At 64.0% G+C, this 25,948-nt stretch carries 12 protein-coding genes; 9 read left to right on the top strand and 3 right to left on the bottom strand.

Translation table 11 applies throughout. The features are described from left to right. Window positions 1-15 precede the first annotated feature (15 nt). Together ACXJKB_RS12210 and ACXJKB_RS12205 are read right to left on the bottom strand one after the other, a co-directional pair. Window positions 16-2,334 carry a DUF262 domain-containing protein gene (locus ACXJKB_RS12210; protein ID WP_457188675.1) on the bottom strand — a complete coding sequence of 773 codons (2,319 nt, stop codon included), beginning with the start codon at window positions 2,332-2,334 and terminating at the stop codon, window positions 16-18. Further along, window positions 2,331-4,037, bottom strand: a complete 1,707-nt coding sequence (locus tag ACXJKB_RS12205; RefSeq protein ID WP_457188673.1) for a DUF262 domain-containing protein — start codon at window positions 4,035-4,037, stop codon at window positions 2,331-2,333. Before ACXJKB_RS12205 ends, ACXJKB_RS12210 begins: the two co-directional genes overlap by 4 nt. A gap of 173 nt (window positions 4,038-4,210) precedes the next feature. On the opposite strand from ACXJKB_RS12205, the gene ACXJKB_RS12200 reads away from it, so the two are divergent. From ACXJKB_RS12200 to ACXJKB_RS12175, 6 genes are read left to right on the top strand one after another with little or no spacing between them, the layout of a single operon-like run. Then, window positions 4,211-6,961, top strand: coding sequence for a DUF1156 domain-containing protein (locus ACXJKB_RS12200; RefSeq protein ID WP_457188671.1), 2,751 nt, complete (start codon window positions 4,211-4,213; stop codon window positions 6,959-6,961). Between the two features lie 20 nt (window positions 6,962-6,981). Continuing rightward, window positions 6,982-10,353: a Swt1 family HEPN domain-containing protein gene (locus ACXJKB_RS12195; protein WP_457188669.1), complete on the top strand. Its 3,372-nt coding sequence runs from the start codon at window positions 6,982-6,984 to the stop codon at window positions 10,351-10,353. Further along, window positions 10,350-11,849 (top strand): ATP-binding protein, encoded by a 1,500-nt coding sequence (locus ACXJKB_RS12190; RefSeq protein ID WP_457188667.1) that lies wholly within the window; start codon window positions 10,350-10,352, stop codon window positions 11,847-11,849. Before ACXJKB_RS12195 ends, ACXJKB_RS12190 begins: the two co-directional genes overlap by 4 nt. Beyond that, window positions 11,842-12,831: a PD-(D/E)XK motif protein gene (locus ACXJKB_RS12185; RefSeq protein ID WP_457188665.1), complete on the top strand. Its 990-nt coding sequence runs from the start codon at window positions 11,842-11,844 to the stop codon at window positions 12,829-12,831. The genes ACXJKB_RS12190 and ACXJKB_RS12185 overlap by 8 nt, the downstream gene beginning before the upstream one ends. Beyond that, window positions 12,828-15,809: a Z1 domain-containing protein gene (locus tag ACXJKB_RS12180; RefSeq protein WP_457188663.1), complete on the top strand. Its 2,982-nt coding sequence runs from the start codon at window positions 12,828-12,830 to the stop codon at window positions 15,807-15,809. Before ACXJKB_RS12185 ends, ACXJKB_RS12180 begins: the two co-directional genes overlap by 4 nt. Window positions 15,810-15,812: 3 nt before the next feature. Continuing rightward, complete coding sequence (locus ACXJKB_RS12175) at window positions 15,813-17,945, top strand: sigma factor-like helix-turn-helix DNA-binding protein (protein WP_457188661.1); 2,133 nt, start codon at window positions 15,813-15,815, stop codon at window positions 17,943-17,945. A 62-nt stretch (window positions 17,946-18,007) separates the two neighbouring features. Here ACXJKB_RS12175 and ACXJKB_RS12170 read toward each other — a convergent pair whose 3' ends face one another. Continuing rightward, complete coding sequence (locus tag ACXJKB_RS12170) at window positions 18,008-20,941, bottom strand: helicase-related protein (protein WP_457188659.1); 2,934 nt, start codon at window positions 20,939-20,941, stop codon at window positions 18,008-18,010. Window positions 20,942-21,012: 71 nt separating this feature from the next. Between ACXJKB_RS12170 and ACXJKB_RS12165 the strand changes: the two genes are divergently transcribed. Genes ACXJKB_RS12165 through ACXJKB_RS12155 form a run of 3 tightly spaced genes read left to right on the top strand, consistent with a single transcriptional unit; the run spans window position 21,013 to window position 25,749 of the window. Beyond that, a complete protein-coding gene (locus ACXJKB_RS12165; protein ID WP_457188657.1) occupies window positions 21,013-22,008 on the top strand; it encodes a hypothetical protein in 996 nt (331 codons plus the stop codon). A gap of 1 nt (window position 22,009) precedes the next feature. After that, window positions 22,010-25,075 (top strand): AAA family ATPase, encoded by a 3,066-nt coding sequence (locus ACXJKB_RS12160; RefSeq protein WP_457188655.1) that lies wholly within the window; start codon window positions 22,010-22,012, stop codon window positions 25,073-25,075. Next, complete coding sequence (locus ACXJKB_RS12155; protein ID WP_457188653.1) at window positions 25,072-25,749, top strand: hypothetical protein; 678 nt, start codon at window positions 25,072-25,074, stop codon at window positions 25,747-25,749. The genes ACXJKB_RS12160 and ACXJKB_RS12155 overlap by 4 nt, the downstream gene beginning before the upstream one ends. Window positions 25,750-25,948: the final 199 nt, after the last annotated feature.

Below are 25,948 nucleotides of genomic sequence, written 5' to 3'. Positions count from 1 at the left end.
TCGGGCCGTCGAGTGCTACAACCCAGCAGCCACTAGTTCCTTCAGGAAGTCGGCACCGACGTCGACGCGATTCACCGTGTCCACCTGCAGGCCGTCGACCTCCTGCTGCGGGATGCGGAGGACCAAGCGGCCATCTCCGCGCGTTGTCACGTCGGGTCGACCATCGCAGACCTTGTTGAATGTAGGTGAGAGGGTTTCGTCCTCCGGGCCGTCGATCTCGAAACCGACATCCACGCTGCGCAATCCCACGCTGCTGCGTTCGAGTCGCATCCACCGATGGGATGAGGGGTAGCCGGTGAACCACGGATTCTTGACGGCGTCGCCCACCTGCGAGTTGATCCATATCTGGAGAAGAATCGGGTCACGGTAGAGGCCGTTGAACTGGACGGTCCGCATCATGCACATCGAGTAGCCGTTGCCGGTCGCGATCCCGGTGTAGATGCCCGTCCTGCCCTGTTGCCGATCATCTCTCTCGCCGCGCAGGGCGGGGTACTTGACGAGGTAGTACCGCCAGTCGAACCACTTCTTCTCCTCGCGTTCCCGCAGCCATGTGCTTGTGATCTCTTGGAGATGATCGGCGAAGGGATCTTGACGTTCCGCCGCGCCGTCGAGGAAGGCGCCTAGGACTGCGCGGGTCGGGGCGAGGGCTTGGTGGGTGGCGTCCGTCAGGAGGTAGCGCCACACGCCGGCGTTGTTGGGGGCGGCGGTGCCGAACTGCCACTGCTCCGTCTGTGGGCGGCGGCGCTGATAGTCGCCCGTAGCCAACAGCGCTCCAGTGAGGTCGAGCCACTGACGGGGGTCACTGAACGAGTCTGCGAAAGCCTTCGCGCGAGCGGGGAGCCTTTCGGCGTCCAGCTCGAAGGCACTCAAGGTACCGCGAAGAAGCGGGTGGTCCTCGAGCCGCAATAGTGCCGGAGCGAGGTCCGGGTGCTCGTCGAGGAACTCAGCTTTCCGTTTCTCGTTGTCCACCTGCTTGCGGCTCAGCTTGCCCACGCCATCCAGGTCTCCGTGGCGAACGATGGACTCGACGTCGGCGAGGAGCCCAGGCATGTTCTGGCGACGAATCTCGTCGGCTACGGAGGCAGCGAGCAGGTTACGGAGCATGCGGAGACGCCGGGGGAAGTCCTCCGTGTGCTCGATCAGATGCAGCAGCACGGCGTAGAGCAAGAGGCTCTGCTGAAGGGTGAAGGTTCGCGTTCCGCCCTTCTGGCTGTCGAACTGGTGACAGCACTGCTCGAACAGGTTGACGCTGTCGGTCCCGAACAGGAGGGCCTTGCCCGGGTCGTACCCTTCGCCGCCGGGCGGGATCGACGAGAAGTGGTCAGCGAACCACTGGCCAATGTCAGGGAGCTCGAGCCAGACATTGAATGCTGAGAACAGGAAGCCCAAGTGCTCGTCGGCACGAGGGTTGTCCGGACCGAACATGGCGCGAGCGCGCGGCCCGATGCGGTCTTGGGTGACGAGATCTTGCCGAAGCTCACAGATCTCCGTCAGGTAGTCGATGTAGCGGATGAGTTCGTCGTCCACAATGTTGTCGCCGCCGTGGATGGGCCACATCAGATCGGACCAGCGTCCGTCGATGAGGTGAGCGAAATCGTCAGCCCGAGCTGAATGACTGATGTCCTGCTCGAAGCGAGCCTTGAAGTGCTCGAACTCGGTGAGCGGCTTTCCGCGCGAGTTCATCTTGATGTACAGGTCCTCCGCAGAGTCCATGTCCTCCAAGGGCAGGAGGTAGAAGGAGATCGCAGGATCTTCGATGTCCCGCAGCCGAGCCCAAGCCACACTGGCATCGAGTGGAGTGGGCAGGGTCGTTGCGCGGGTATGAATGGCATCGACCATCACCAGCATCGAGTCGATGGTCGGGTCGTTCTGCCAGGTGTGGAGGAACCAGGGCTGGTCCTTGATCCAATCGGACGGGACTTCCTCACCCTTCGGCATCGCGTGGTGCACCAAGGACTCACAGAAGAGTCGCGCGCTGGGTCGTGTCGCGTAGGTCAGCCGGGTCCACGGCTGGCTTGCGTCGAGGGTGCCGGCTGTGGAGGCGAGGTACCAGTGGATGAGGAAGAGGGTGGTGAGACGCTGCTGCCCGTCGAGGGGGTGGAACACCCCCGTTTCCTTCGTGACCTTGCCGTAGATGAAGTCCAGGCTGAGGGGGTCTCCGCCGGCGAGTGCATCGATAAGAACTTCGACGAACGTGTTGCGGACGTCTTCGACGTCCTTCGAAGTCCTGCCCTGGGCGTAGTCACGCTGGATGAGCGGGATCTCGATGCTGGAGATGCGGGGTCCGTCGCTGCCCTCGAAGAGGTTCGCGTATGCGGTCAGGTAGCCCTTCATGACTGAGCCTCCTCGGGGAGCAGGTAGGGGGAGAGCGTCGAAATGAGGGCCAGCAGGTAGTGCTCCCGATCCTTGTTGCTCCACAGGTGCATCTGGTGCTCGCCTGCAGGCGAGTAGTACTTGAGGAAGACGTCGCGGGTGCACACAGGGATGTAGGAGCCTGCCCTGTCCCTGCAAATGATCTCCTCGCGCTTGGCGGCGAATGTGGAGTTGCTGAGGGCGCTGTTGTCGCCCCCGTGGAGCAGGGCGAGGTTGCTGATCGAATGCATCGCGTCCTCCGTCGTCCCCTCGTCGGTCGAGAGCAGGGCGTTGTACTCCCGTTCCAGGTCCTGAAAGTCTCCGCGTGTCATCTTCTCGGCGCTGAGGAGAGCGTCGGTGCGGTCAATCAGGTCGCGCTTGGTCGCCGGGTCGATGGCGTCGACGCCTGAGAGGGCATCGCGCTGCAACCGCAGCCACGTGCCCCAGTTGCTCTCGGTGTTGCGAATTCCTTCGGCGCTCTGTGCATGGATGTGTTCCAGAGACCAGCGCCCAGTGGCGTGCTCCTTGAACGAATAGCGTTCTGTCGAGTGCACTCTGCGGCGGATGGTCTCCACGTTCATGAGCAGGAGAGCTCCGCTCGTCTTGTCTGACGTGTAGCTGAGCTCTCGCAGCCCGGACTCCGACAGGTTGAGGTGACTCCGGATCAGGCCGTCCAGAACGTCACTGAACTCGCTTTTCGTCTTGTCTTCCGCGACGGCGAGCAGGCCGCCGAACGTCGCGGCCCGCCGGTTGATGAGGAAACCGATCTTGTGGAACAGGTCTCGGTTGGAGTACCAACCGAGCACCAGGGCATGAAGCTGGACAACGCGCGTCCAGAATTCGAGAGGTCGCTCATCGATCTGCTCGCGGAGTGTCTCGAAGGTGTGGAAAGGCGGCCGGTCGCGTCCGACAGGCCCACCTGCGAGGGTGTCGAACAGCAGACTGATGTGGGTGGGGTCCGGGGTCGCGCTCCCCGTGATGAAGGCCCAGAGTTCAGGGTTCCGAAGGTCGCGTTCGAAGCTGTCCCATTGGGCCGCGATCTCGTGTGCTCGGTTGGTCGAAGTGATCTGATCGCGGCTCTCGGACAGGAGCTGTGCCTTGACGAGCTCGGCGTCGGTCAGCGGGATCCTCCCCACGTTCAGCCGAGTGAAGAGAGTGGTCGCATCCACCTCCACCGGCGCCTCGTACCAGATGACCCGAACGTCCCTGAAGAGCGCGCCATAGAACTCGTTGGCGACGAACTGCTCACGATGTCCGTGCTTGGAGAACCACTCACGGATGCACTCATAGGCCTGGTGGATGTGGAAGAAGTCGATGTTCTCCTGGCTGCGTTCGACGACCGGCGCGCGAAGGTAGTCGGCGCTGCTCGATCGCGTCTCATAGCGGAGCTCGTAGCTTGCGCCCGCGCTCTGCAGCCCATGCGTCTGCATGTACTGGAAGACGAGGAACAGGGTGGTGAGGCGCTGCTGACCGTCGACGAGCTCCCACTCGTCGCCGTGCGACTTCACGACAACCGGCTGCAGGTAGTAGGGCTTCCCGAGGCTCTGCCAGATGTCGTCCAGCAATTTGCCTACCTCGTGCTCCCCCCAGCGGTATCCACGTTGGTAGGCCGGGATGAAGAACTTGCCGGAGATGTCGCCCACGAGCCTGGGCTCGAGAAGCGCTTCCGTGGTGCCAGGTCCCATGCCCTCGACCGTAGAGCAGGTCGCTGACTCCCGTCAGCAAGTGCGAGATTCGCGATCCGCTTCGCCAACGCAGGCCGAGATCAGACCTTCGAGGGTGTTGCCCGAGGTTCTCGTTTAGGTTGGTCTAGTCATCGGGGATCACTGCCCGTGGGTATGGAGGGCGAGGAGTGCAAGTGCCGGCGAAGCGCAAACTGATCGAGGTCTCGTTGCCGCTGGAGGTGATCAACCGCGAGTCAGCCCGCGAGAAGAGCATCCGGCACGGGCATCCCTCGACGCTCCACCTGTGGTGGGCCAGGCGCCCGCTCGCTGCCGCTCGCGCAGTCCTCTTCGCCCAGCTCGTCGACGACCCTTCGAGCCACCCCGACAAGTTCCCAACCGACGACGAGCAAAAACTTGAGCGTGCTCGGCTGCACGGGATCATCGAGCGCCTCGTCCAATGGGAGAACGTTCGCGACGAGAAGCTGTTGCTCGAGGCGCACGAGGAGATCCTGAAGTCCACCGATGGTAAGCCTCCGGCGATTCTGGATCCGTTTGCTGGGGGCGGCACCATTCCGCTTGAGGCCCAGCGGCTGGGCTTGGAGGCGCATGCATCCGACCTCAATCCGGTCGCCGTCCTTATTAACAAAGCGCAGATCGAGATCCCCGCGAAGTTCCGTGATCGACCCCCGGTGTTCCCGGGTGTGCGAGATTCGGAGATCCGAGAGTGGCGGCGAGCCGCTGGCCTGGCCGCGGACGTGAACGCTTACGGGACATGGTTGCGCGACACCGCGTCGGCGCGCCTCGGGCATCTGTATCCGCGCGTCGGCGGCCGCGCAGTGATTGCGTGGATCTGGGCACGGACGGTGGCGTGTCCCAACCCAGCGTGTGGCATCGAGATGCCGCTCGTCCGGTCTTGGTGGCTTGGCAAGAAGCCGGGGAAGGAGGCATACATCAGACCCTCGGTCGTGGCCGATTCAGCCGCCGCGTCCGGTCGTCGAGTCTCGTTCGAGATTGGCCACGGCAAGGCCGGCTCTCCGACGAAAGATTCGGACGGCACGGTCACCGGGCGGACGGGGGCTACTTGTGTGTCGTGCGAAGGCACTGTGCCTATCACGTACATCCGCGATGAGGGGCGCCAGGGGCGACTCGGACAGACGCTGATGGCGGTGGTTGTAGAAGGCGACAGGCAGCGGAACTACGTGGCTTCCTCCGATGAGCAGGTTGCCGCCGCAGCGATCCCGCGTGGGACCGAGCCGGTCTCAGGCTTGATCGCCGAGAATCCGAGATGGTTCTCGCCGCCGGCTTACGGCCTGACCAGCTTCGCTGACCTCTTCACCAATCGGCAGCTCTTGACTCTGTCGACGTTCAGCGACCTGGTGTGGGAGACCCGTGAGCGTGTAGTTGCTGATGGCGGCGCGTCTGACTACGCCGACGCGGTAGCGACGTACCTTGGGTTCGCCGTGAGCCGGCTGGCCGACTACGGCTCCACCATCTCGACGTGGATGCCCGATCCCAAGAACGAAGGGATCCGCAACACTTTCGCGCGCCAGGCGATTCCCATGACATGGGACTTCGCTGAAGCGAATCCCTTCTCGGAGGCATCTGGAAACTTTGGGTTCATGCTGCGAGGGATTGTCCGTGTGCTTGACGCCCTTGTTCCTATGACGGAAGGGGTCGCTGTGCAGGCCGACGCCTCTCGGGTAGATGCGCGTGGTGCGGTGATCTCCACCGATCCGCCTTACTACGACAACATCGGGTACTCCGACCTCTCTGATTACTTCTACGTCTGGCTGCGCCGGAGCTTGGGGAAGGTTCACTCCGATCTGCTCTCCACCCTGCTCGTGCCGAAGATGGAGGAGCTGGTTGCCAATCCGTATCGGCACGGAGGAAAGGATGGGGCCCAGCGATTCTTTGAGGACGGATTCAGATCTGTTTTCGCCCATGCTCGGCATAGCGCCCGAGCAGATGTTCCGACTACGGTGTGGTACGCGTTTAAGCAGAGTGAGGTCGACTCGGGTGGTGAGGCATCGACCGGCTGGGAGACCCTTCTTGAGGGGATGATCCGCGCTGGTTGGGAGATCACCTCGACTTGGCCGATGCGTAGCGAACGGGGCGGGCGGATGATCAGCCTCGGCACCAACGCTCTCGCGTCATCGATTGTCCTGTCCCTGCGTCCCCGGCCAGAGGACGCGCCGACGATTGATCGTCGCGGCTATTTAGAGGAGCTCCGCGATGAATTGCCACGGAGCCTTCGCGAACTCCAAGAGGGCACCATCGCACCGGTCGACCTGGCGCAGGCCGCCATCGGACCAGGTATGGCCGTCTTTAGTCGGTACGCCAAGGTGGTCGAGCCAAACGGCACGAATGTCTCTGTCCGCGAGGCCCTTCGCTTGATCAACTCCGTTCTGGCGGAGGTGTTGACCGAGCAGGAAGGCGACTTCGACACCGACACGCGGTGGTGTCTCAAGTGGTACGAAAGCCACGGCTTTGACAAGGCGGTGTACGGCGAAGCCGAAACACTCGCGACGGCGTTCGGCACGTCCGTGGCGGGCCTCGACCGGTCTGGTGCGGTGTCCGCCAAGGGCGGTCAGGTGAAGCTTCTGACGGCCGCTGAACTTTCTGACAACTACCGCCCGGAGCGGGACGATCGCATTTCGCTCTGGGAAGTCGCGCTGCATCTCGTGAAGGCACTGGACGAGAAGGGTCTGGACGAAGCGGGCCGGATCTTGCACGGCGCCTCGAGCCGCGTAGAGCCGGAGATGGTGAAGGAGCTGGCATACCTGGTGTTCTCGCTCGCGGAGAAGCGATCAGCGACGCAGGTGGCGGGGATGTACAACGCACTCGTCACGTCGTGGCCCGAGGTGACAGCCGCGGCACGTTCTCATGCGAATCGGTCCCAGGCAGGTTTGGCGCAGGGGATGCTTGACCTAGAAGATCAAGACTGACTCGGGGGAAGCCGAAGATGGTGAGCAATCGGGAGCGCGTCGCGCGCAGCCTCGACGTCACTGCGGGGGGCCTCGAGCCGTTCGTTGCAAAGACTCTGACGCAGCATGTTCCAACGGGCATGACGTGGCCGACCATCCTGAAGGTGCTTGACGAGTCGCGCGGCAACCCGCGCGGCGACATGCAGTACTCGGCTGGAGACCTGCAGTGCCAACTGCGCGTCATGACGGAGCGGATCGGTGACCTCGGGTTCCCGTTCAATGAGGCGTTGTCGCGTGCAGAGCAGAACCTTGCCGGAGAGCTGCGGGAGATTCGCAACAAGTCGGCGCACCAGAGCCCGTTCAACTTCGATGACACCTACCGCGCACTCGACACGATGGAGCGCCTGCTGCGTGCCGCCGGGCAGCCGGGTCCCGCGGACAAGATCAAGGCTGATCGCGTCGATCTTCAGCGCACTCAGATCGAGTCTGAGACTCGCAAGGATGTGCGTGAAAGCCTGGTCATCGGTGGCCTCGGTGATGTCGAGCTCACCCAGTGGCGTGACGTCCTTCAGCCGCACCCCGACGTCCTGTCTGGACGGTTCAAGGAGTCAGAGTTCGCGGCCAACCTCCACTCCGTCGCTCACGAGACTGGGACGACCTCGCCGGAGTACGGCGATCCGGTCGAGTTCTTCCGCCGTACTTTTCTGACGAACGGTCTCAAGGACCTCCTGACCCAGGCTGCCAGCCGCATCGCTGGCGGAGCCGGATCGCCCGTGATCAATCTGCAGACCACTTTCGGCGGCGGCAAGACGCACTCCATGTTGGCTGTGTGGCACTTGTTCTCAGGCGTGCCGGCAGCATCGCTCCCGCAGGAGGTTCAGGAGATCCTCCACTCGGCGGGTCTCGGTGACGATGCGCGTTCGATCGCACGGGTTGCCATCGTCGGCAACGAGATCGCGGCCGGACAGGCGCGTGACCGGGGCGATGGGATGCTGATTCGCACGCTGTGGGGCGAACTTGCTCGTCAGCTCGGCGGCCGCGAGGCCTACGACATGGTGGCGGCCTCGGATGCCAACAGCACCAGTCCGGGTGACCTCCTCCGTGAACTCCTGGCGAAGTACTCGCCCTGCGTGATCCTTATCGACGAGTGGGTCGCCTACGCGCGCCAGCTCAGCCAGGACGCGCTGCCCGGTGGCACGTTCGAAACGCAGTTCACCTTCGCCCAGGTGCTCACCGAGGCAGTCGCAGCCACCCCAGGCGCGCTGCTTCTTGTGTCGATCCCGGCCAGCGACGTCCGCCGCGAGGACGGCGATGCCGACGCTCCACTCGCCTCGGACCTGGAGACGGGCGGCGAGCACGGCAAGGCCGCCTTGAAGCGGCTTGAGCACGTCGTCGGCCGTGTCGCTCACCAGTGGCACCCGGCATCCGCGCAGGAGTCCTTCGAGATCGTGCGCCGCCGGCTCTTCGAGCAGCCCGACGCTGCAGCCCTGCGCGCCATCAATGCAACTGCTCGCAAGTTCGTCACGTTCTATCGCGACCACATCGGTGAGTTTCCGCGCGACACGACCGAGGTGTCGTATGAGGCTCGGATCAGGTCGGCCTACCCCATCCACCCTGAACTCTTTGCTCGGTTGTACGAGGATTGGTCGACCCTCGAGCGGTTCCAGCGCACGCGAGGGGTCCTGCGACTCATGAGTGCCGTTGTCCACGAGCTCTACGAGGATGGCGACGACTCCGCCCTGATCATGCCGGGCTCTGTGCCGATCTCGGCTCCACCAGTTGTCGGCGAGCTCACGCAGTACGTCGACGTGCACTGGAAGTCCGTGATCGACACAGATGTCGACGGCACGGACAGCCTCCCGTTCCAGATCGACAAGGAGCGTCCGCTCTTCGGTGCCCGGGGGTTGACCCGTCGAATCGCACGCGCCACCTTCCTAGGCTCTGCTGCCACACTTCAGAGTGCCCACAAAGGCGTCGAGCGGAAGCACATCTTCCTCGGTGTGGCGATGCCCGGCGACACCGTCGGCAACTTCGGATCGTCGCTCCAGATGCTCAGCGACCGGGCGTCATACCTGTTCTCCGAGGGAGAGCGTTTCTGGTACGACCTCCAGCCGTCGCTCAACCGCACCGTGAATGAACGTGCAGCGAACCTCCATGACGAGGACATCTGGGCCGAGGTGGTCGCACGGCTGAAGCAGTCGGGCTCGAATTCCGGCGCGGACATTGCCTCGACCATGGTTGCTCCTGAGGACTCCTCGGATGTGCCCGAAGCCGAGTCCGTGCGTCTGGTGCTGGCCCACCCCAAGTACCAGCACAAGAACAAGGACACCGACTCCGCCGCGATCCGATTCGCCCATGACGTCGTCCAATCACGGGGGAGCGGCAACCGTGATCGACGCAACACGCTCGTGTTCCTAGCTCCCGACGATCAGCGGTACGCCGAGCTCGAGTCGGCGATCCGTCAGCACCTGGCGTGGCGCAGCGTCGTACGGGACAAGGACCGCCTGGACCTGACCCAACATCGGGTCGCGCTCGCTACGTCCAAGGTCGACGAGACGAACAAGATCGTCGACCAGCGCATCGCCACCAGTTGGATCTGGGCTCTTCACCCCCGCAACAGGGCAGACGACGAGCCTTTCGTCATCGGCGTGGTGAAAGCCGACGGTGACGAGTCCCGTCTAGCCGTTCGCACAGGCAAGAAGCTTGTCCGGGAGGACATCCTTCGCGTCCAGATCGCGGCCTCGACCGTGCGCTACGACCTCGACTCCAAGCTTCACCGCGTCTGGAATCAGGGCTCGATCCGGGTGGGCGACCTGTGGGACTACTACACGAAGTACCCCTACCTCCCCCGGCTGCGTGACAAGGGCGTCCTGACCGAGGCGATCGCCGATGTCATGACCGACATCTCTTGGGTGCAGACCGGATTCGCGCTGGCGACCGGCTACGACGCAGCTTCCGGCGACTTTGCAGGCCTCGCGATCCCCAATGAGGACGTCTTCGGCAAGGTGGACGACAACACCTACCTTGTCGCGCCCCTCGTCGCGCAGGCGCAGCGTCGACGTGAGATCCCTGACCCGACGCCTTCACCTGACATCCCGGAACCACCAGGTCCGCGACCGCATCCTCAACCGAGCCCTACGCCCGACGTGCGCCTCGTCAGGAACGCGAAGTACCGCGCCCGGTTCGAGGTCGACGCGTCGAAGCCCGAGGCGATGGCCGCGAGCGTCAAGCAGGCCGTCGAGGAGGTTCTGCGGCACGTGGCGGCGGCCGAGGGTGCCGAGAATGTTGAGATCGTCCTCGACGTACGAGCCGAGAACTCGCTCGGCTTCAGCGAAAGCGTCGCACGCACGGTCAAGGAGAACAGCCGGGTCCTGGGCTTCGACGTCAGCGAGTTCGAGGACGTCGAGTGGTGACCGAAGTCGAGGTCGTCGAAACGATCAAACTCAAGCCGGACGCCGGCCTGGTCAAGAGCCTCGGATCCAATCACACCTTCGAGTCAGCGATTGCCGATCTCGTCGACAACTGCATCGACGCTGAAGCGACCCGCATCTCGGTGCGTCTGCTGACCAAGGACGACCGCCTCATCCAGGTGGAAGTTGTCGACAACGGCAAGGGCATGGACTCCGATGCTGCCGACAAGGCAATGACTCTCGGGCATCAACGGGAATACGGCGACAACGACCTTGGGCACTTCGGGGTCGGTCTCAAGGCCGCGTCATTCGGCCAAGGCGACGTGCTCACCGTCTGGTCGAGCAGGTACGGCTCGGTCCCTGTGGGTCGGCGGATCCGGCGTGCCAACTTTTCCAAGGACTTCTCGTGTGAGGTGCTCTCCCCGGATGCTGCGGCAGCCGTCGAAGAGCAGCGCATGAAGCAGATCGACTTCACCTGGGGAACCACTGTTGTCTGGTCTGGGCTCCGTAGCACTTACCACGGCGCCAACGCATCCGAGGCTCGCGAGTGGCTCTCCAAGACGGAGCGGGCCGTGCGTCAACACCTCGGCCTCACGTTCCACCGCCTGATCGAGAAGAATGCAATCGCCATCGACATCTTGGTCGATGAAGCCGAGTACGCCGATGAAGCAATCGGTACGCCCGTCAAGGCGATCGACCCCTTCGGCTACGCCACGTCGGGCCGTCCCGGATATCCAAAGACCATCGTGGCGAAGTCCGGCAGCCATGAGGTCCGGCTCGACTGCCACATTTGGCCCGCCAAGACGGACATCCCGGGCTTCCGGATTCAAGGCAAGTCTGGCGAGAAGTTCCAGGGCTTCTACATCTACAGGAATGATCGGCTCCTGCAGTTGGGCGGCTGGTCTGCAGCAGCGAACCCTTCCGTACAGCGCCAGTTGGCGCGCGTTGTCATCGACGATGCATCGGCTATCGGCAGTCTGCTGACGATGAACCCGGAGAAGTCCGGTCTGCGCGTCGAAGCCAACTTCAAGGACGCGCTTTCCCACGCAAAGGCGTCAGACGGAACGACATTCGACCAGTACCTGCTGGATGCTGAAGACACATACAAGACCGCCAACAAGCGAACCATGAAGCGCCACCCGGTCATCGCACCTGATCGCGGATTCGCGCCGGCAGTGCGGAAGCAGATCGAGGCGGAGCTCGGCTTGATCAAGTCCGATGCCCTGGAGATCCGTTGGACCCGTATGGCGGAGGGCGAGTTCTTCGACGTCGACTTCGGCAACAGCACGTTGCTGCTCAACCAGCGATACCGCTGGTTGTTTGCTCCCCAGGGAGGCAGTCTGAACGACGCACCGCTCGTCAAGGCGCTGATGTTCCTGCTGACCCACCAAATCTTCGAGGGCACCAACCTGGGGCCGAAGGACAAGGACAACCTCGCTCTTTGGCGCGCCATCCTCGGTGCTGCGGTCGAGGCGGAAGAGGAGATGCGCTATGAGTGAGCCATTGAACGACGCACGTCATTACTCGTTGGCGAACGTCGACGCCTTCTGGGCCGCGGGCAACCCTGTCGTGCTGCCGATCAGCGGTACGCCGTCCTGCACTCTCGACGTCAACCCGGTCGGCGGGGCGATCAGACTCACGACACCCTTCACCCCACCCGAGCCGGACGTCGCGAAGTGGCGCAACATCACCTTCAAGCCGGTGGCATCGGACGACGGCGACATGGCCGAGTTGACGGTCTTCGTCGATGACAATCTGCACGGCGCGTACGGCTTGCTGACCAGCATCGCCGATCAAGTGCAACTCGAGCACGAGCCACTGGCCGCAGCGGTTGCTTCCGCCATTGCCAAGCATCGCGGCATGTTCGCAGGCAAGGCGGCACTCAGTCAGGACAAGGAGGTGGGGATGTTCGGCGAGCTCCTGGTCCTCGAGTATCTGATCGGCAAGATCGGAGCCGGCCCCGCAGTCCAGTCATGGCAAGGACCGCTGAATGAGGAGCACGACTTCGTCTTCGGTGACGTGCACCTGGAGGTCAAGACGACCTCGAGCGAGCAACGACGGCACATGATGCACGGCTTCATGCAGCTGGTGCCGCTGCGAGGCATCCCGCTAAGCCTGGTCTCAGTCCAGCTGACGCGAAGCAACCACGACGGAGGCCGGACGCTCTCGCAGATGGTGGCTCAACTTCGTGCCAGGTCGGGCGGCCACCGTCCCAAGGTTGACGCTGCGCTTGAAGCCTGGGGTTGGAAGGACGAAGACGCGGAGTTGTACACGACCTTCTGGACCAAGCGGAACGAGCCACGCGCCTACGACGTCGATGACCGCTTCCCGGCACTCACGCTGGATCGCCTCTCCCAAGTCATCCCGAACCTCAAGGTTGTGTCGGACCTGTCGTACAGAGTGGACGTCACCCACTTCCAGAACCACACGCTGCCGGGCCCCTTGGCCGGCCTCGTCGATGCCCCGGAGTACTCAAAATGACCGTCGCCCCGCTCTCGCAACCGCTCAAGAACCTGATGCAGGGGCTTGGCGAGCAGGCTCCATCTCCCGTGTTGCCCATGCTGTCGCTCTTCGCAAAGCACGAGGTCAGCGAACAGGAGCTGCTTGCGTTCATCGACGCTGCTGAGCCCAACGACCCAGGCATGATCCAGTTGCGGCTCGCGTTGGCCAAGTGGGACGCCAGCGAGGATCTTCGGCTGGACGACTTCCAGGGCAACGAGACTGGATCCGGCAGCGTTGCGCGTCGCGTCGCGGTGGTGAAGGAGCTTGGGCTCAGCGAGGAAGCCGAGGCAGTTCTCCGCGCAAAGATCCCCGTCCACGTCCAGGACATCATCGTCATCACCAAAGAGTTCGAGCCCTGGTATGAAGAGGCACGCCACAAGCGCAGCACGCTCTACTGGGACGACTACGAGAAGTACTTAACCCAAGTCTCGAAGTGGCCGGCCTCATCCATCACCACTCTGGACCAGAGCACGGACGCAGTCGTGGAACGCCTGACTGATCCCACGCGTACAGACATCAAGCCGACCAGAGGGCTAGTGGTCGGCTACGTTCAGAGCGGCAAGACCGCCAATTTCACTGGGGTCATTGCGAAAGCAATCGACTCGGGCTACCGGCTCGTGATCGTCATGACCGGGACCATCGAGATCCTGCGCGCCCAGACACAGCGTCGCATCGACATGGAGCTGATGGGCGTGGAGAACGTCCTGGCGGGGCAGGACCCCAACGACCCCGAAGTCGCCAAGGGGCTGGACTATCAGCAAGACGAGGCATGGCTGGCAGGCAGATTCGTCACGCACACTCAGGCCGCACTCGATCAGCCCGGTGCCGCCCGAATCCGGCGCGTGACCACCCACAAGGGCGACTACAAGAGCCTCCCGCAGGGTATGTCACAGCTCCGCTACGACCGCCTGGACAAGACCAAGCCCCTTAACGCCGCGGAGAACCTGTTCCACACCGACGCCTACGTCGTGATCGTCAAGAAGAACGCAGCTCCGCTGAAGAAGCTCATCAAGGATCTCAAGCCGATGCAGTCGATGCTCAGCGAGCTCCCCGCCCTCATCATCGACGATGAGTCAGACCTTGCCTCGGTCAACACCAAGGACCCGAAGAAGTCCAACGACCGTACGATCATCAACAAGCTGATCACCGAGATCATGGAGATCGTCCCGCGCGCACAGTACGTGGGTTACACGGCAACGCCCTTCGCCAACGTGTTCATCGATCCCGATGACGACACAAACCTGTTTCCCTCGGACTTCGTGCTGTCACTGCCGCGCCCGTCTGACTACATGGGCGTCCAGGACTTTCACGACATCGATCCTGACTGGGAAACCACGCCAAAGATAGTGGAAACATCGAACGAGCTCGCCTTCGTGCGAGCAGTCCAAGGGAATCCGGACCACGATCCCGACCTCTGGAGGGCTGAGCTCAGCGAGGCGCTCGACGCCTGGGTGCTCAGCGGCGCCATCAAGAAGTACCGGGAGGCGAAGACCGGTCGCGTCTACCGCCACCACACCATGCTGGTTCATGAAGAGGTTCGTAACACCGCGCACCTGGACTCGGCTGTCGTCGTACGCAGTATCTGGAACAACGGCAAATTTACATCCGGGGAGGGCTTGGCCCGGCTCCGCAAGCTGTTCGACAACGACTACTCCAAGGTGATGGCTGCGCGTGCAGACGGCGAGCCAGTCCCGACATCATTCGACGAAATCAAGAAGTACGTCGCGGACGCGGTCTCCGAGATGACAAGCGGTGGCGCTGACCCGGTGCTCATCGTCAATTCGGACACCAACATCCAGTCACAGCAGGAGGCGCTCGATTTTGACAAGGGCCGGGTGTGGAGGGTGCTTGTGGGGGGTGCCAAGCTCAGCCGTGGGTTCACCATCGAAGGCCTCACCGTCTCGTACTTCCGACGCAAGGCCGGCCAAGCAGACACGCTGATGCAGGCCGGCAGATGGTTCGGCTTCCGCGAGGGCTACCGCGACCTGGTCCGCTTGTACATCCGACGAGATCACCGAGCCGATCTCTACGAAGCGTTCGAGGCGCTCCTTCTCGATGAAGAGGCATTCCGCGACGAGCTCGGTAAGTACGCCGGTCTCGATGAGGACGGGAAGCCCATCGTTGAGCCGCGGCAGATCCCGCCGCTCGTCAGTCAGCACCTGCCGTGGCTGAAGCCAACCGCTCGAAACAAGATGTTCAACGCGGTGGTGAAGGCGCGCGCTTCGATCGGGGCGTTTCACCAGCTGTCATCCATTCCTCCGCGACCTTCCGAGGTGCCACCGAAGGCGAGGGGCACCGTCGAGGCTCAGCACAAGGCGAACCTCGACAAGGTGGTCCTCCCGCTGCTCAAGCTGGCCGACAAGGCAGAGGTCCTTCCGTACGTCGACTCGGATGGAACGCCCAGGCAGCAGCACGCCCGAGTCGGCCTCATCGACGCGGAGGACTTTCTCGCCTTCTTCGACCAGCTCGCTTGGCATCCGAATTTCCAGAGTGTGATCGATCCCCTTCGGGCGTTCATCTCGACGGCAACCGAAGGAGGCCGGATCAAGGACTGGGCCATCATCTGGCCGCAGCGCGCGACAGCCGGCCGTGAGTTGACGCTCGACGGGCTAGCGGATCCTGCTCCGATTTTCAGGCGCGCCCGCCGCCAGCCGCCCCGCTTCGACTTCACAGGTGAGAACAAGCGCAACATCCTCGCGGCGGAGGCAGTGCCGTCAGGCAAGAACCTGCCCGGCCTCGGGAAGAGTGACACCCGCGGTGTCCTGGTGATCTCTCTGGTGGCCGACCGAGTTGAAACCTCTGAGGCTGATGCGGTCAGTCGTGAGGAGGTTGTGGGAATGATCTCGCTGCGCGTGCCCGACAAGTCGGTCCGGAGCAAACGAGAGCTCATTCAGTACGGCGTTGTGATTGCGAACCAGGCGGAAGCTGTGGCCGTGGACGCGCCCAAGGCCGGGTGACCGATGGACACGATGGCGAATATCGACTTCCTGGAGTTGCGCCCCCGCGTTTGGGGCGATGCCTTTCCTTGGATCGCGGGGAAGGCGTCGAGTGAGGGGGCCACCCAAGATGCGTGGTGGAACGGTTCCATCGACGATGTTGATGCGGCGGCGCGCGGAACACTCATAGGCAAGGTCGTCGAACTCGCCATCGACCACCTTGGAAAGTGGACGATCGGCGAAGTATTTCCTGGACTCGCACCGGACATCGTTCTTGCGATGCTCGAGCTCCCGGTGCGCGCCAAGAACGTTCTCCATCGAGAGCAGCTGCTGCTCACGGCGGATCTGGCTGATCTGTCGGTCGAAGAGCTGCTCGCCTTCCGCAATGCTGGCATCGGGACCGTCAGGTCGATTCTGCGACAGCTCGCTGAGCTGTCCACCTCTCTTCCGCAGGCCTCCGCTCCGCTGCAGTCTTCCGGTGAGATCGAGACCGCAGCTCCTTCGAACGCGTGGCTGGGCGATCTCATCCGGGACCTCGAGACCCTCGCAGAGTGGAACCTCAGCCTCGGACGCGCTGACAGTGGCATCCTGGGGGAGCTCCCACTAGGAGCTCCGGCGGATGCGATCGCCGCGCGCAAGAGACTGCTCGCACTGAGCGCCGGCGATGTCCTCCCATCGCATGAGGTCAACGTGGCCGACGCGCTTGAAGCCGCGATCTACGGGTTGGATCAGCGGTACCAGAAGATCCTGCGGGATCGTGTGTTTGCCTGGGATCCCCTGACCCTCGAGGAGCTTGGTCAGGAATTCGGGGTGACTCGCGAGCGTGTGAGACAACTCGAGGTAAAGGCTCGCGCCAAGCTCAACGATCTCGTCACCGAGGCCAACTCCGTCGGGTGTGCCGCGGACTTCGTTCGCACGCAGATTCGCGGCGTCCGCCCGCTCCAAGAGCTGCTCGATCAGGCACCCGCGCTGGCCCACGAAGTGGTCACCGTGGGTCAGCCAACGTGGAGGGTCATCGACGTCTTGGACGACGCTTATGAGATTGCTGACGGTTGGTGTGCCGAGCCAGGCTTCGATGCTGCACGCCGAGACACGGCGGTCTTCCTCGACGAGATCGCAGACAACCATGGTGTGGTGCGGCTCGGTGAGGTCACACTCGCGGACGATGAGGCCGGCAGCCTGCCGTGGCTGAAGGACTGGTTGTCCTATCTGGGTTATGAGGTGCGAGACGAGTTTGTTCTTCTGAGGTCGGCGTCCCTGAACGACCTGGCCGCGGCGATCCTCTCGATGGAGGGCTCCCCTTTGACCTTCGACGACCTCCACCAGAGAGTGGGACGAGGTGCACCAGGCAGCCTACGAAACCAGATCAGCACAGATCCGACCTTCACGAAGGTAGACCGTGAACACGTAGCGCTCGCGGAGTGGGGACTGGATGGCTACACCAACATCCGCGGTGAGATTGGCAAGCTGCTTGATCAGGCGGGCGGTGAACTCCCCCTCGCTTCAGTGGTCGATTCCTTAGTCGACAGGTTTGCGGTGTCGCCCAACTCGGTCGCGGCCTACGCTGCGGGTCCGCCGTACCAACTGGTGAACGGCACGGTCAGGAACTACAGCGGGCAACTGGCCGGCAGTGGGAAGAACCCAGCAAAGGTGCAGGGTTACTACCGCCGAGGAGATGACTGGCTCTACCGCACGACTGTCACGTTCGACCACCTCCGGGGAAGTGGATGGCCGGCCTCGACTGCGTTGGCCACCATTTTGGGCATGTCGCACGGAGAGAAGGTGGAAGCCCCGTCGCGGCTGGGGCCACAAGCGTTCTCCTACAAGACTCACCAGCCGTCCTACGGCAGCATCAGACGGTTCCTGGAAGACATGGATCTTGGCATCGGCGACGAGATTTTCTGCGTGTTCAAGAGTGACGGGTCGTTCGATGTTGAGCGGCTGCCTGAGCCGCCGGCCGACAAAATGGCACAAGCGCTCCGCTTGGTGGGTGCCGACCTGACATTGGACGTCCAGGAGGCGATCGAAGCACTTGGTGCTGCCATCAAGTTCGCCTCTGGGGCGGACATCGGTTCGATCGCTGAGGGCTACAGGGCGCGTCGTGAGCAGCAGATCCACGACTTGATCCTGGGTGTGGAACCTCCGCTGAACGCATGAGGGCGGCTTTCGCCGGCTTGCGCGGCGCACGGTTCGAGGCAGTGACTGTGGCGTAGCGGACCTCACGGCGACGGCATCGAGCGGACTTGATACTGCGTGCCGACGGTCCGCGCGGCATGCAGCTCCGCGCGGCGTCGCGCATGAGGAGAGCCGGCGGGCAGCACCGACACGAAGGCCACGTCGTCGGTCCCCACGATGAAGTCCCAACCCGCTCCGGGCAGGGCCTCCATCAGCGCGCTCGCGGCGGATCCATCAGCCGTCAGCTCGTCGCGAAGGGCTTCGCGCGCGGCGTGCCACTTCATGGCTTCCTCGGGTGAAACGGTCCCTCGAACCTGAGCAACAGCGATGACCTCCCCTGACCGTGGCGATATCCATTCCATGGCAAGACTCGCAGCTTGGCCTGCGATCAAGACATCGGCCGGCGTGCCACCGGTGTCGTTCTCCGCCAGACTGGTGTAAAGGGCAGGGTCGACTGCTTCCGGCTCCCGCCCAGGCCGCATTCGTACCGTCACCAGAGATGCGGGCTGGTTATCGTCGGGCGCCACCTCGAGCGTGACGAGCGTGTAGTCCTCGCTCTCACGGTCGTCCTCGAGGAGCACGCCTTGGGCGAGCGCGCCGCCGTACTCGGCTTCGACGGTCTCGACGAGGGCAGCCAAGAGCGGGTGGCCTGGCGCCAGCAGCTCTGGCGGCACGAAGGAAGCCGCTGGACCGGTCAGGGGCTCGAAGGTGATCACGTCGTAGCGGTGACGTACGCCGCTGCCCGATGAGGCGCGCACGCGTTCGGGCACATGACGGACCTGCCACATGTCGCCGCGAGGAACGATGTCTCCGTGCATTCGCGAGAGCGCGGTGAGCGTGAAGTCGCGGACCACGTCCGGCTGAAAGCTTGCAGCGCGAGCCAGCTCCATTTCGCGGCGGAGAGCCGTGAGTTCCTCGGCGGTCAGCGTGCTGACGGAAGCAGCGCGCTCTCGGACGGCTGACTCCAAGTCGGTGGAGACCCTTCCCAGGGCGGAGTCGATCTCGGCGTCCGGCGCCCCTTCCAGTGCCCGCGCGAGGAGTTGTCCGAGGCTCGCGTCTGTCAGCACCTGGCCGAGGACGTCGAAGACCTGGTCGCCCAATGCATCGCGCTGCACCTCGAGCTTGGTGAGGAGCGTTTGGAAGACGTTGCCTTCGCGAGTGTCTACCGCCACGAGGTTCCAGAGGTGGCAAACGTGCCGCTGGCCGATGCGGTGGATGCGACCGAAACGCTGCTCGAGGCGATTGGGATTCCAGGGGATGTCGTAGTTGACCATGAGGTGAGCAACCTGCAGGTTCACACCCTCACCTGCCGCATCCGTGGCCAGCAGGATCGAGCTGTGGGGATCTTGCGTGAAGTTGACTTGGGCGAGCCGCCGATCGCCCCTGCTGATCGCTCCGTGAATGACCTCGACGCCCGTCGATGGAGGCAACAGCTCGAACAGCCGTTGTTCGAGGTATTCGAGGGTGTCGCGGTGTTCGGTGAAGATAATGATCTTGCGCCGCGCGCCGGTCTCGTCGTACATCTCGGCACTGGTCAGCAGCCCAGCGAGAGCTTCCCACTTGGCGTCCACGCGTGCAGCCCGCACGGCCTCGGCCTTGTGCACCAGACGCTCGAGGATCGCGATCTCGGTCTCGAGCTCCTCGATGGTCCGCGCTGCTGTCGCCACGGACGCGGTGTTGTCCTCATAGGACTCGGCATCGGCGGGACTCAGCTCGTCGACGTCGGGGACCTGCAATCCGAGACTCGCCGCCAACGCTCCTGCGAGCCGCTCATCCGAGTCCCGCACTCGTTGGGCCTCCGCGTGCAACCGTTCGCGCCGCCGGGTCAGAGATCGCAGGATTGCCTCAGGCGAGGAGGCCAGGCGGCGCTGGAGGACGAGCAGCGCGAAACCCACCGTTCGCTTCGTGTCGTCGCCCGAGACCTTGTTCATCTCCTCTCGCACGTACTCGCTGACGTCCTCGTAGAGGTCGTGCTCGAGGCCCGAGAGGCGGTACGCGACGGTGCTCGCGCGGCGTTCGGGAAAGAGCCGCGACCCGTCGAGGTGGACCAGCTGCTCCTTCACAAGCCGTCGCATCAGACCGGCTTGGGTCGCGTCTGCGACGTCCTCCTCGCGATTGGCGTCACGAAGGAGGGAAAGGAACAGCTGGAACTCCTCCTCCTTACCGTTGTGTGGCGTGGCCGTCATCAGCAGCAGGTTGGGACAGGCATCGCGCAGCAACTCGCCGAACTCGAAGCGCTTGGACTTGATCAGCTTGCTGCCCCACGAACGAGCCGTGAGCTTGTGGGCCTCGTCGACCACCGCCAGGTCATACGTCGAGCCGGCGACGAGGTCCGTGAGCCGCGGATTGCGGGCGAACTGGTCCAGCCTCACGATCAGGAACGGGAGCTGGAGCAGGGGATCCTCATCTTGGGAGCGGTTGTTAAGCAGTGAGGCGTCGAAGACCTCGAAGTGCAGTCCGAACTTTTGGCTCAGCTCGTCCTGCCACTGGTCGGCCAGGCTCCCCGGCACGACGACCAGGCAACGTCTTACCCATCCGCGGGCCATCGCCTCCTTGATGTAGAGCCCCGCCATCACGGTTTTTCCAGCGCCAGGGTCGTCCGCAAGAAGGAACCTCTGCGGATGCGCACGCAGTAGGTGGTCGTAAACGGCCTGAACCTGGTGAGGCAGGGGTTCGACGTTCGAGGTCGAAACCGCGAGGAGGGGGTTAAGCGCGTGTGCGTGCCTGATCCGTAGGGCTTCGATCGCCAGGTTGAACTGGTCGACGTCAGCGTCGAGGGTGACGGAACTCGTCACCGGCACCAGCCGACTCAGGTCCTCCTCCGACAGCATCCGCGTCTCCACGAAACCGAGGTCTCCGCGGAAGCGCAGGTAGGCCCCGGATCCCACCGGAGTGATGTCGAGGATCTCGACGGCTTCTCCCGGCGTCAGACCTTGAACGCGGGACCCCACAGGAAGTCGCGAGAAGAGGTTGCTCACCTGAGCCTGCTCCGTTCATCCGCGGCTGTCTGCTCAAGAGGATATAAACGGTGAGGAGAGTAGGGGGTCGAATGAGTCGGATCATGCTCCTGTCGGGGGTGCACCTGGACCGAGCCTGGCCGGACCTGGGCAGCGAATTTGGCCGAGTCCTGCGTGACTGGTCGCGAGAGGCTCTCGTCAGATCCGTCGAGCAGGCGCGAGAGCATCAGGCGAGCGCCCTCGTCGTAGTGGGCGGCTTGATGGACCGCTCGACGGTGCTCCCGGACACCGTGGAGTTCGCCGCCACCGTGTTGGGATCCTTTCCTGGCCCCGTCGTCGTGGCGCCGGGACCAACCGATTGGATCGGAGACGGCGGGCCCTACGAGCTCGGGGGCTGGCCGCCCAATGTCCACATCTGGACCAAGGCCGCCTTCGACCCTGCGCCCTCGCTGCCCAACGTGTGGGGCAGCGCATGGACCGGGCCTGCCAGCCGCGCGCCCCGACCCGCTGATGACGAGCGGGACGGAGAGCTCCGCATCTGGGTGCGCGCATCGCTGCCTGAGGGCGACCTCCTGGGGCGGGACCAGGACCGGATCGTCTCGAGCGGCGTTCCTGGTCGTGATCGGCTGGTGGTTGTGCCGGACCTGGTGCACCAGCCCGGCGAGGCAGGAGGTGCGGTGCTCCTCATCGACGTGGAGGAGGGCTTGGTCGACGTCGACACCATCGGGCTGCCGGGGCAGCCCGGCGCGCTCGTGGAGCTCGACGTCTCGGGCCGGGTGACGCAGGAGGAGTTCGAGGCGGATTTCAAGGCCGCATGCGTCGGCGAGGGACCGGTGCTTCTTCGTCTGGCGGGTGAGTTGGCCGCGCCGATACTGCTGCCGGGTTTCGGAGGGCCCGACGTCCCACCCGACGTGAGCGTCGACCTGAGCGGATTGCGCTACGCCGTCGAGGTGCCAGAAGCAGCCGACCGCAGCACGCGTGCCGAGTTCCTCCGCGCGATGGCGCTGACGCGCGGAGATGAGCGAGAACGTCACCAGACCACGGCGCTGGGCCTGGTGGCCTTGAGTGCCTCGGCGACAGGGTCCTGACATGCGTATCGATGAAGTGCGGGGGGCCGCTTTCGGTCCGTTCCGCGGAGCTTCGCTGAGGCTCGGCCCAGGGTTGAACGTCGTACACGGGCCGAATGAGGCCGGAAAGTCCAGCTGGTTCGCAGCGACGTACGCCGGCCTGGCGGGACGCCGCAAGGCCAGGGGACGAGGCACGCTGGGCCAGGCGGAGTTCCGCAACAGGCACAAGCCGTGGTCCGGGTCGCAGTGGAGTGCGGGGGTGACGGTGACACTCGACGACGGGCTGGTCCTGGCACTCGAGCACGATCTCAACAAGGGGGAGTCCCGCATCGTCGACTCCCAGACCGGACGGGTAGTCCCCGTGAGCGAACTGGCCAAGCGCCTAGGCGTCGACCTGACGACCGAGTCGACCCTCGACGGCACTCGACTCCTGGGCCTCAACCGCGACTCCGCCCGCGCCACCATCTTCACCGGTCAGGCAGACGTGTTGCGGGTCCTGGAGGACGCCGGTCAGCTCCAGGAGTTTCTCGAGCGAGCAGCAACTAGCGAAGTCGCTGATGCGACTGCCGAAGGAGCGTTGACCTGGCTGAGCGAGTTGCGTAGCGAGCTCGTGGGCTCCGAACACGTCGGCAAGAAGCCGTTGCGCAGCCGCGCCGAGAGACTCGAGCAGGCGCGCGCGCTCAGCGGCGAGCATCGCGACCAGCTGATCCGGCTCCTCGGGATCATCGGCGAGCGTCAGGCGATCGGTGAGGTACTCAAGCAGGCGAAGGACGATGTCGATCGCGCCGACCGAATGAAACGTTGGACCGACATCCATTCGCTCAAGCAACGACTCGCCCAGGCGGAGCAGCTCTCTGCCCAGCTCGACCTGTCGGGGAGCTCGGCCTCAGACATCGACGAGGACCGGATCCGCGCTGCGACGATGATCCTGGGCGCCTTCGACTCCGGCGTGGACGCGCAGCCGCTCCCCGAGGGGCCGAGCGCGACGGACCTGGAAGCAGAGATCGCTGCGCTGCCGGATCACCCTGAGGGAGATCTCGAGCCCCGCAGGGAGGTGCTCGATGCACGCGACGCACTAGCCCGAGCAACAACTGCGCTCCAGACCCACGCTGGCGCGGCTCAGGAGACCGACACTACTGCTCCCGATCTCGATCTCAGTGCCGACGAGCTCCGCTCCATGGCTGATGTTCTTGAGTTGCCGTCCCCTGTTGTCGAGCCCGAGTTGACGGATGAGCTGGCGGCGCTTCGCGCTCAGGACGAGAGCGCGGCGGCGCTCTATCGGGACGCCCAAGCGGAGTACGAGGCAGGCATCCAGCGAAACGAGCAGCTCCGCCTCGCCCACACCCAAGCGGTCGAGCAACACGCGGCATTGGTTGCGGAGTTCGAGCGGGCCCAGAGTGAGAACGCGCAGCGACAGGCAGCTGCGAGGGAAGCCGCCGCAAGTCAAACCGGGGCTGTCAAGAGGCGGGGCATGCTCATCGCTGGCGGCGGGGTCGTGCTCCTCCTCGCCGGCATCGTGCTCGTCGTGTCCGGCCAGCTTGGCGTCGGTGGTGTCGTGGCACTGCTCGGCGGCGCGGTGCTGGTCGTAGGTCTGCTGGCCGGTCGACGTACAACGCCTGATGACACCTCGGGCAGTCCGGAAGAACATTTACCGGTGCCGCCACGTCAGCCTGAGCTCCCCCAGCTCGAGCAGATCAGCCCACCGGTGGCGCCAGTGACCAACCCTCGCGTCATGGAACTGCAGGTGGCGCTGAGGGCGCAGGAGAACGCCTTGCGCCAGCACGAAGAGCAGGTCGAGCGAGCGCGATCCCAACTACGCGAACGATCGCTGGCGGCAGATCCAGGTCAACTGCGTCGGCTCGCCCGGTTGATGGACGACGCTGCTGCAGCGCTGGCCCGTCGACGCCATCACGAACAGCTGGGACAGTCGATGCGATCCCAGCGCGACGGTGCCGCGCGTGAGCTCGCTCACTCGATGGGGCACGACGTGGGTGAGGAGATCACTGACGAAGACGTCCAACGGCTGCACCGGGCTGTCGACGACTACGTGCAGGCATGCCGCGGGCGGGCGGTCACCGCCCAGAGGGCCCATCGTCGCGCCGACCTGGCCGCTGCGCTGGAACAGCGCAAACAGCTGGAGCACGACCGAGCCGCAGCCGCCGCGGAGCGGTCGCGTCAGGTCCGGGCGGTCGTGGAGTTCGTGAGGAGCCTCGGAGAGGGAGCCGAGGAGCTCCCTGTGGACCAAGCAGCGCTGCGACTTCGGGAGTGGCTCGCGCAGCAGCAGGTGGGTCGCACTGAGCATGCGGCTCGTGCCGAAATCATCGCGCGACTCGACCAGTTGTTGGACGGGCGAGACCTTGGGGACTGGCAACGAGAGCTAGACACGCTCATCGAAGGCGCCGGTCCTGAACCCGACGACATTCCCGCCGACGTTGAAGGGCTCCGGTCCCAGGTCGCGGCGCGACACGAGCTCGTGCTCAGTCGGGCCGGGGCCCTGGCCGGCCAGCAGGAGCAACTGAGCCGCAGTTTGGGCTCTGTGGCCGAGGCTGTCGAGGAAGAGGCGGCGGCCGAGCGTGCCCTGGCCGAAGTGCGGACGCTTCGGACATGCATCGATGCTGCAGCGGCGCAGCTCAATCTGGCCAAGGACCGGGCCCACGCGAACATCGCTCCTGCTCTCGAAGCGAAGGTTCGTCCGCTTTTGCCCCGCGTTACACAGGGTCGCTACCTCGACGTCATGGTTGACCCTTCTGACCTCACTGTGAAGGTCACCGAAGCCTCCGGAGCCGTGCGTGAGGCGCGACTGCTGTCGCAAGGGACGATGGAACAGATCTTCCTGCTGCTCCGCATCGCTTTGGCACAAGTCCTCGCCAGTGGCCATGAGACTGCGCCGCTGATCCTCGATGACGTCACTGTGCAGTCGGACCAGGAACGCACCGTTGCGATCATGGAGATGCTGCGCGAACTGAGTGCTGACTGTCAGGTCGTGGTCTTCACCCAGGAGCAGGAGGTCATCGACTGGGCGAGCGCAAACCTGACAAACGACCGGGACAAGGTTCTTGCGCTCGCAGAGGGCCAGGCCCAGTCGTGACCGCCGATGAGGGCTTGGCATCGTTTCGAGAAGTGATGAGAGCTCTCGGATACACAGTCAACGACGAAGAAGATGTCGCCGACATCATCGAGGACTACGTGCTCGGTTACCTCGAGGAAGACCTGGGCATGGGCTTGTTTGTGAACCTCACCGAAGGCGATGGCTGGGATGAGCTGTCACTACGGGCCAAGCTGTCCTTCTACACCGAAGATACTGTGGACATGTGGGTCCTCGAGACGCCTGTTTCCGTCCATGAGTTCCACAAGTACCTCGACGAGCTGGACCTCCGGGTCGCTCGCAAGCGACTCATCCTCGAACTGCCGCCCCCAGAGGAGGCGACCGAACCTTGCATTGACGAGCCGCCGCAACCGCCCGTCGAGATTCTGGCGCTCTTGTTCGGGTCTACCGCGAATGAGGTCGTGTCTGAACTCGGGGATGACTGGCAGGCGGTTCGTTCCGAGGGGATGGGGTCAGAGAGCAAGCCGGACCGGTATCTCCTATGGGACGCCCGGCTCGTGGTCGGTATCGACGACCAGTACGTTCATGTCTTTGCGCCCACAGGTGCCCCGGAAGACGTCGACAGCCCGGACGTGGTCGTGTGGTTCGAACTGGGCGAACACGCCACCGTGGGGCTTTCCACCTTCGCCTCCATGTTGAGGAGCGTGAGTGTTTAGACCGGGCGGCAAGTTCAGTAGATCTCCGTGGCAGTTGTCGACCCCGCGTGTCCCTCAGGGAGGTGTCATCTCACCTCGGCTGGTCAACTCCTCGACCGCTCGCTGGCAGCCGGATTGCCAGTGACCTTGCCCGTCCTGGAACGAGACTGTCGGCGTTTCGCCGCAGGTGGAGAGACCGTGCCAGGAGCATCGCCCGGAC

Source organism: Nocardioides sp. P5_E3 (assembly GCF_054049275.1).
The sequence above is the reverse complement of the archived record's forward strand: the minus strand, read 5'-3'. Positions and strand labels throughout refer to the sequence as shown.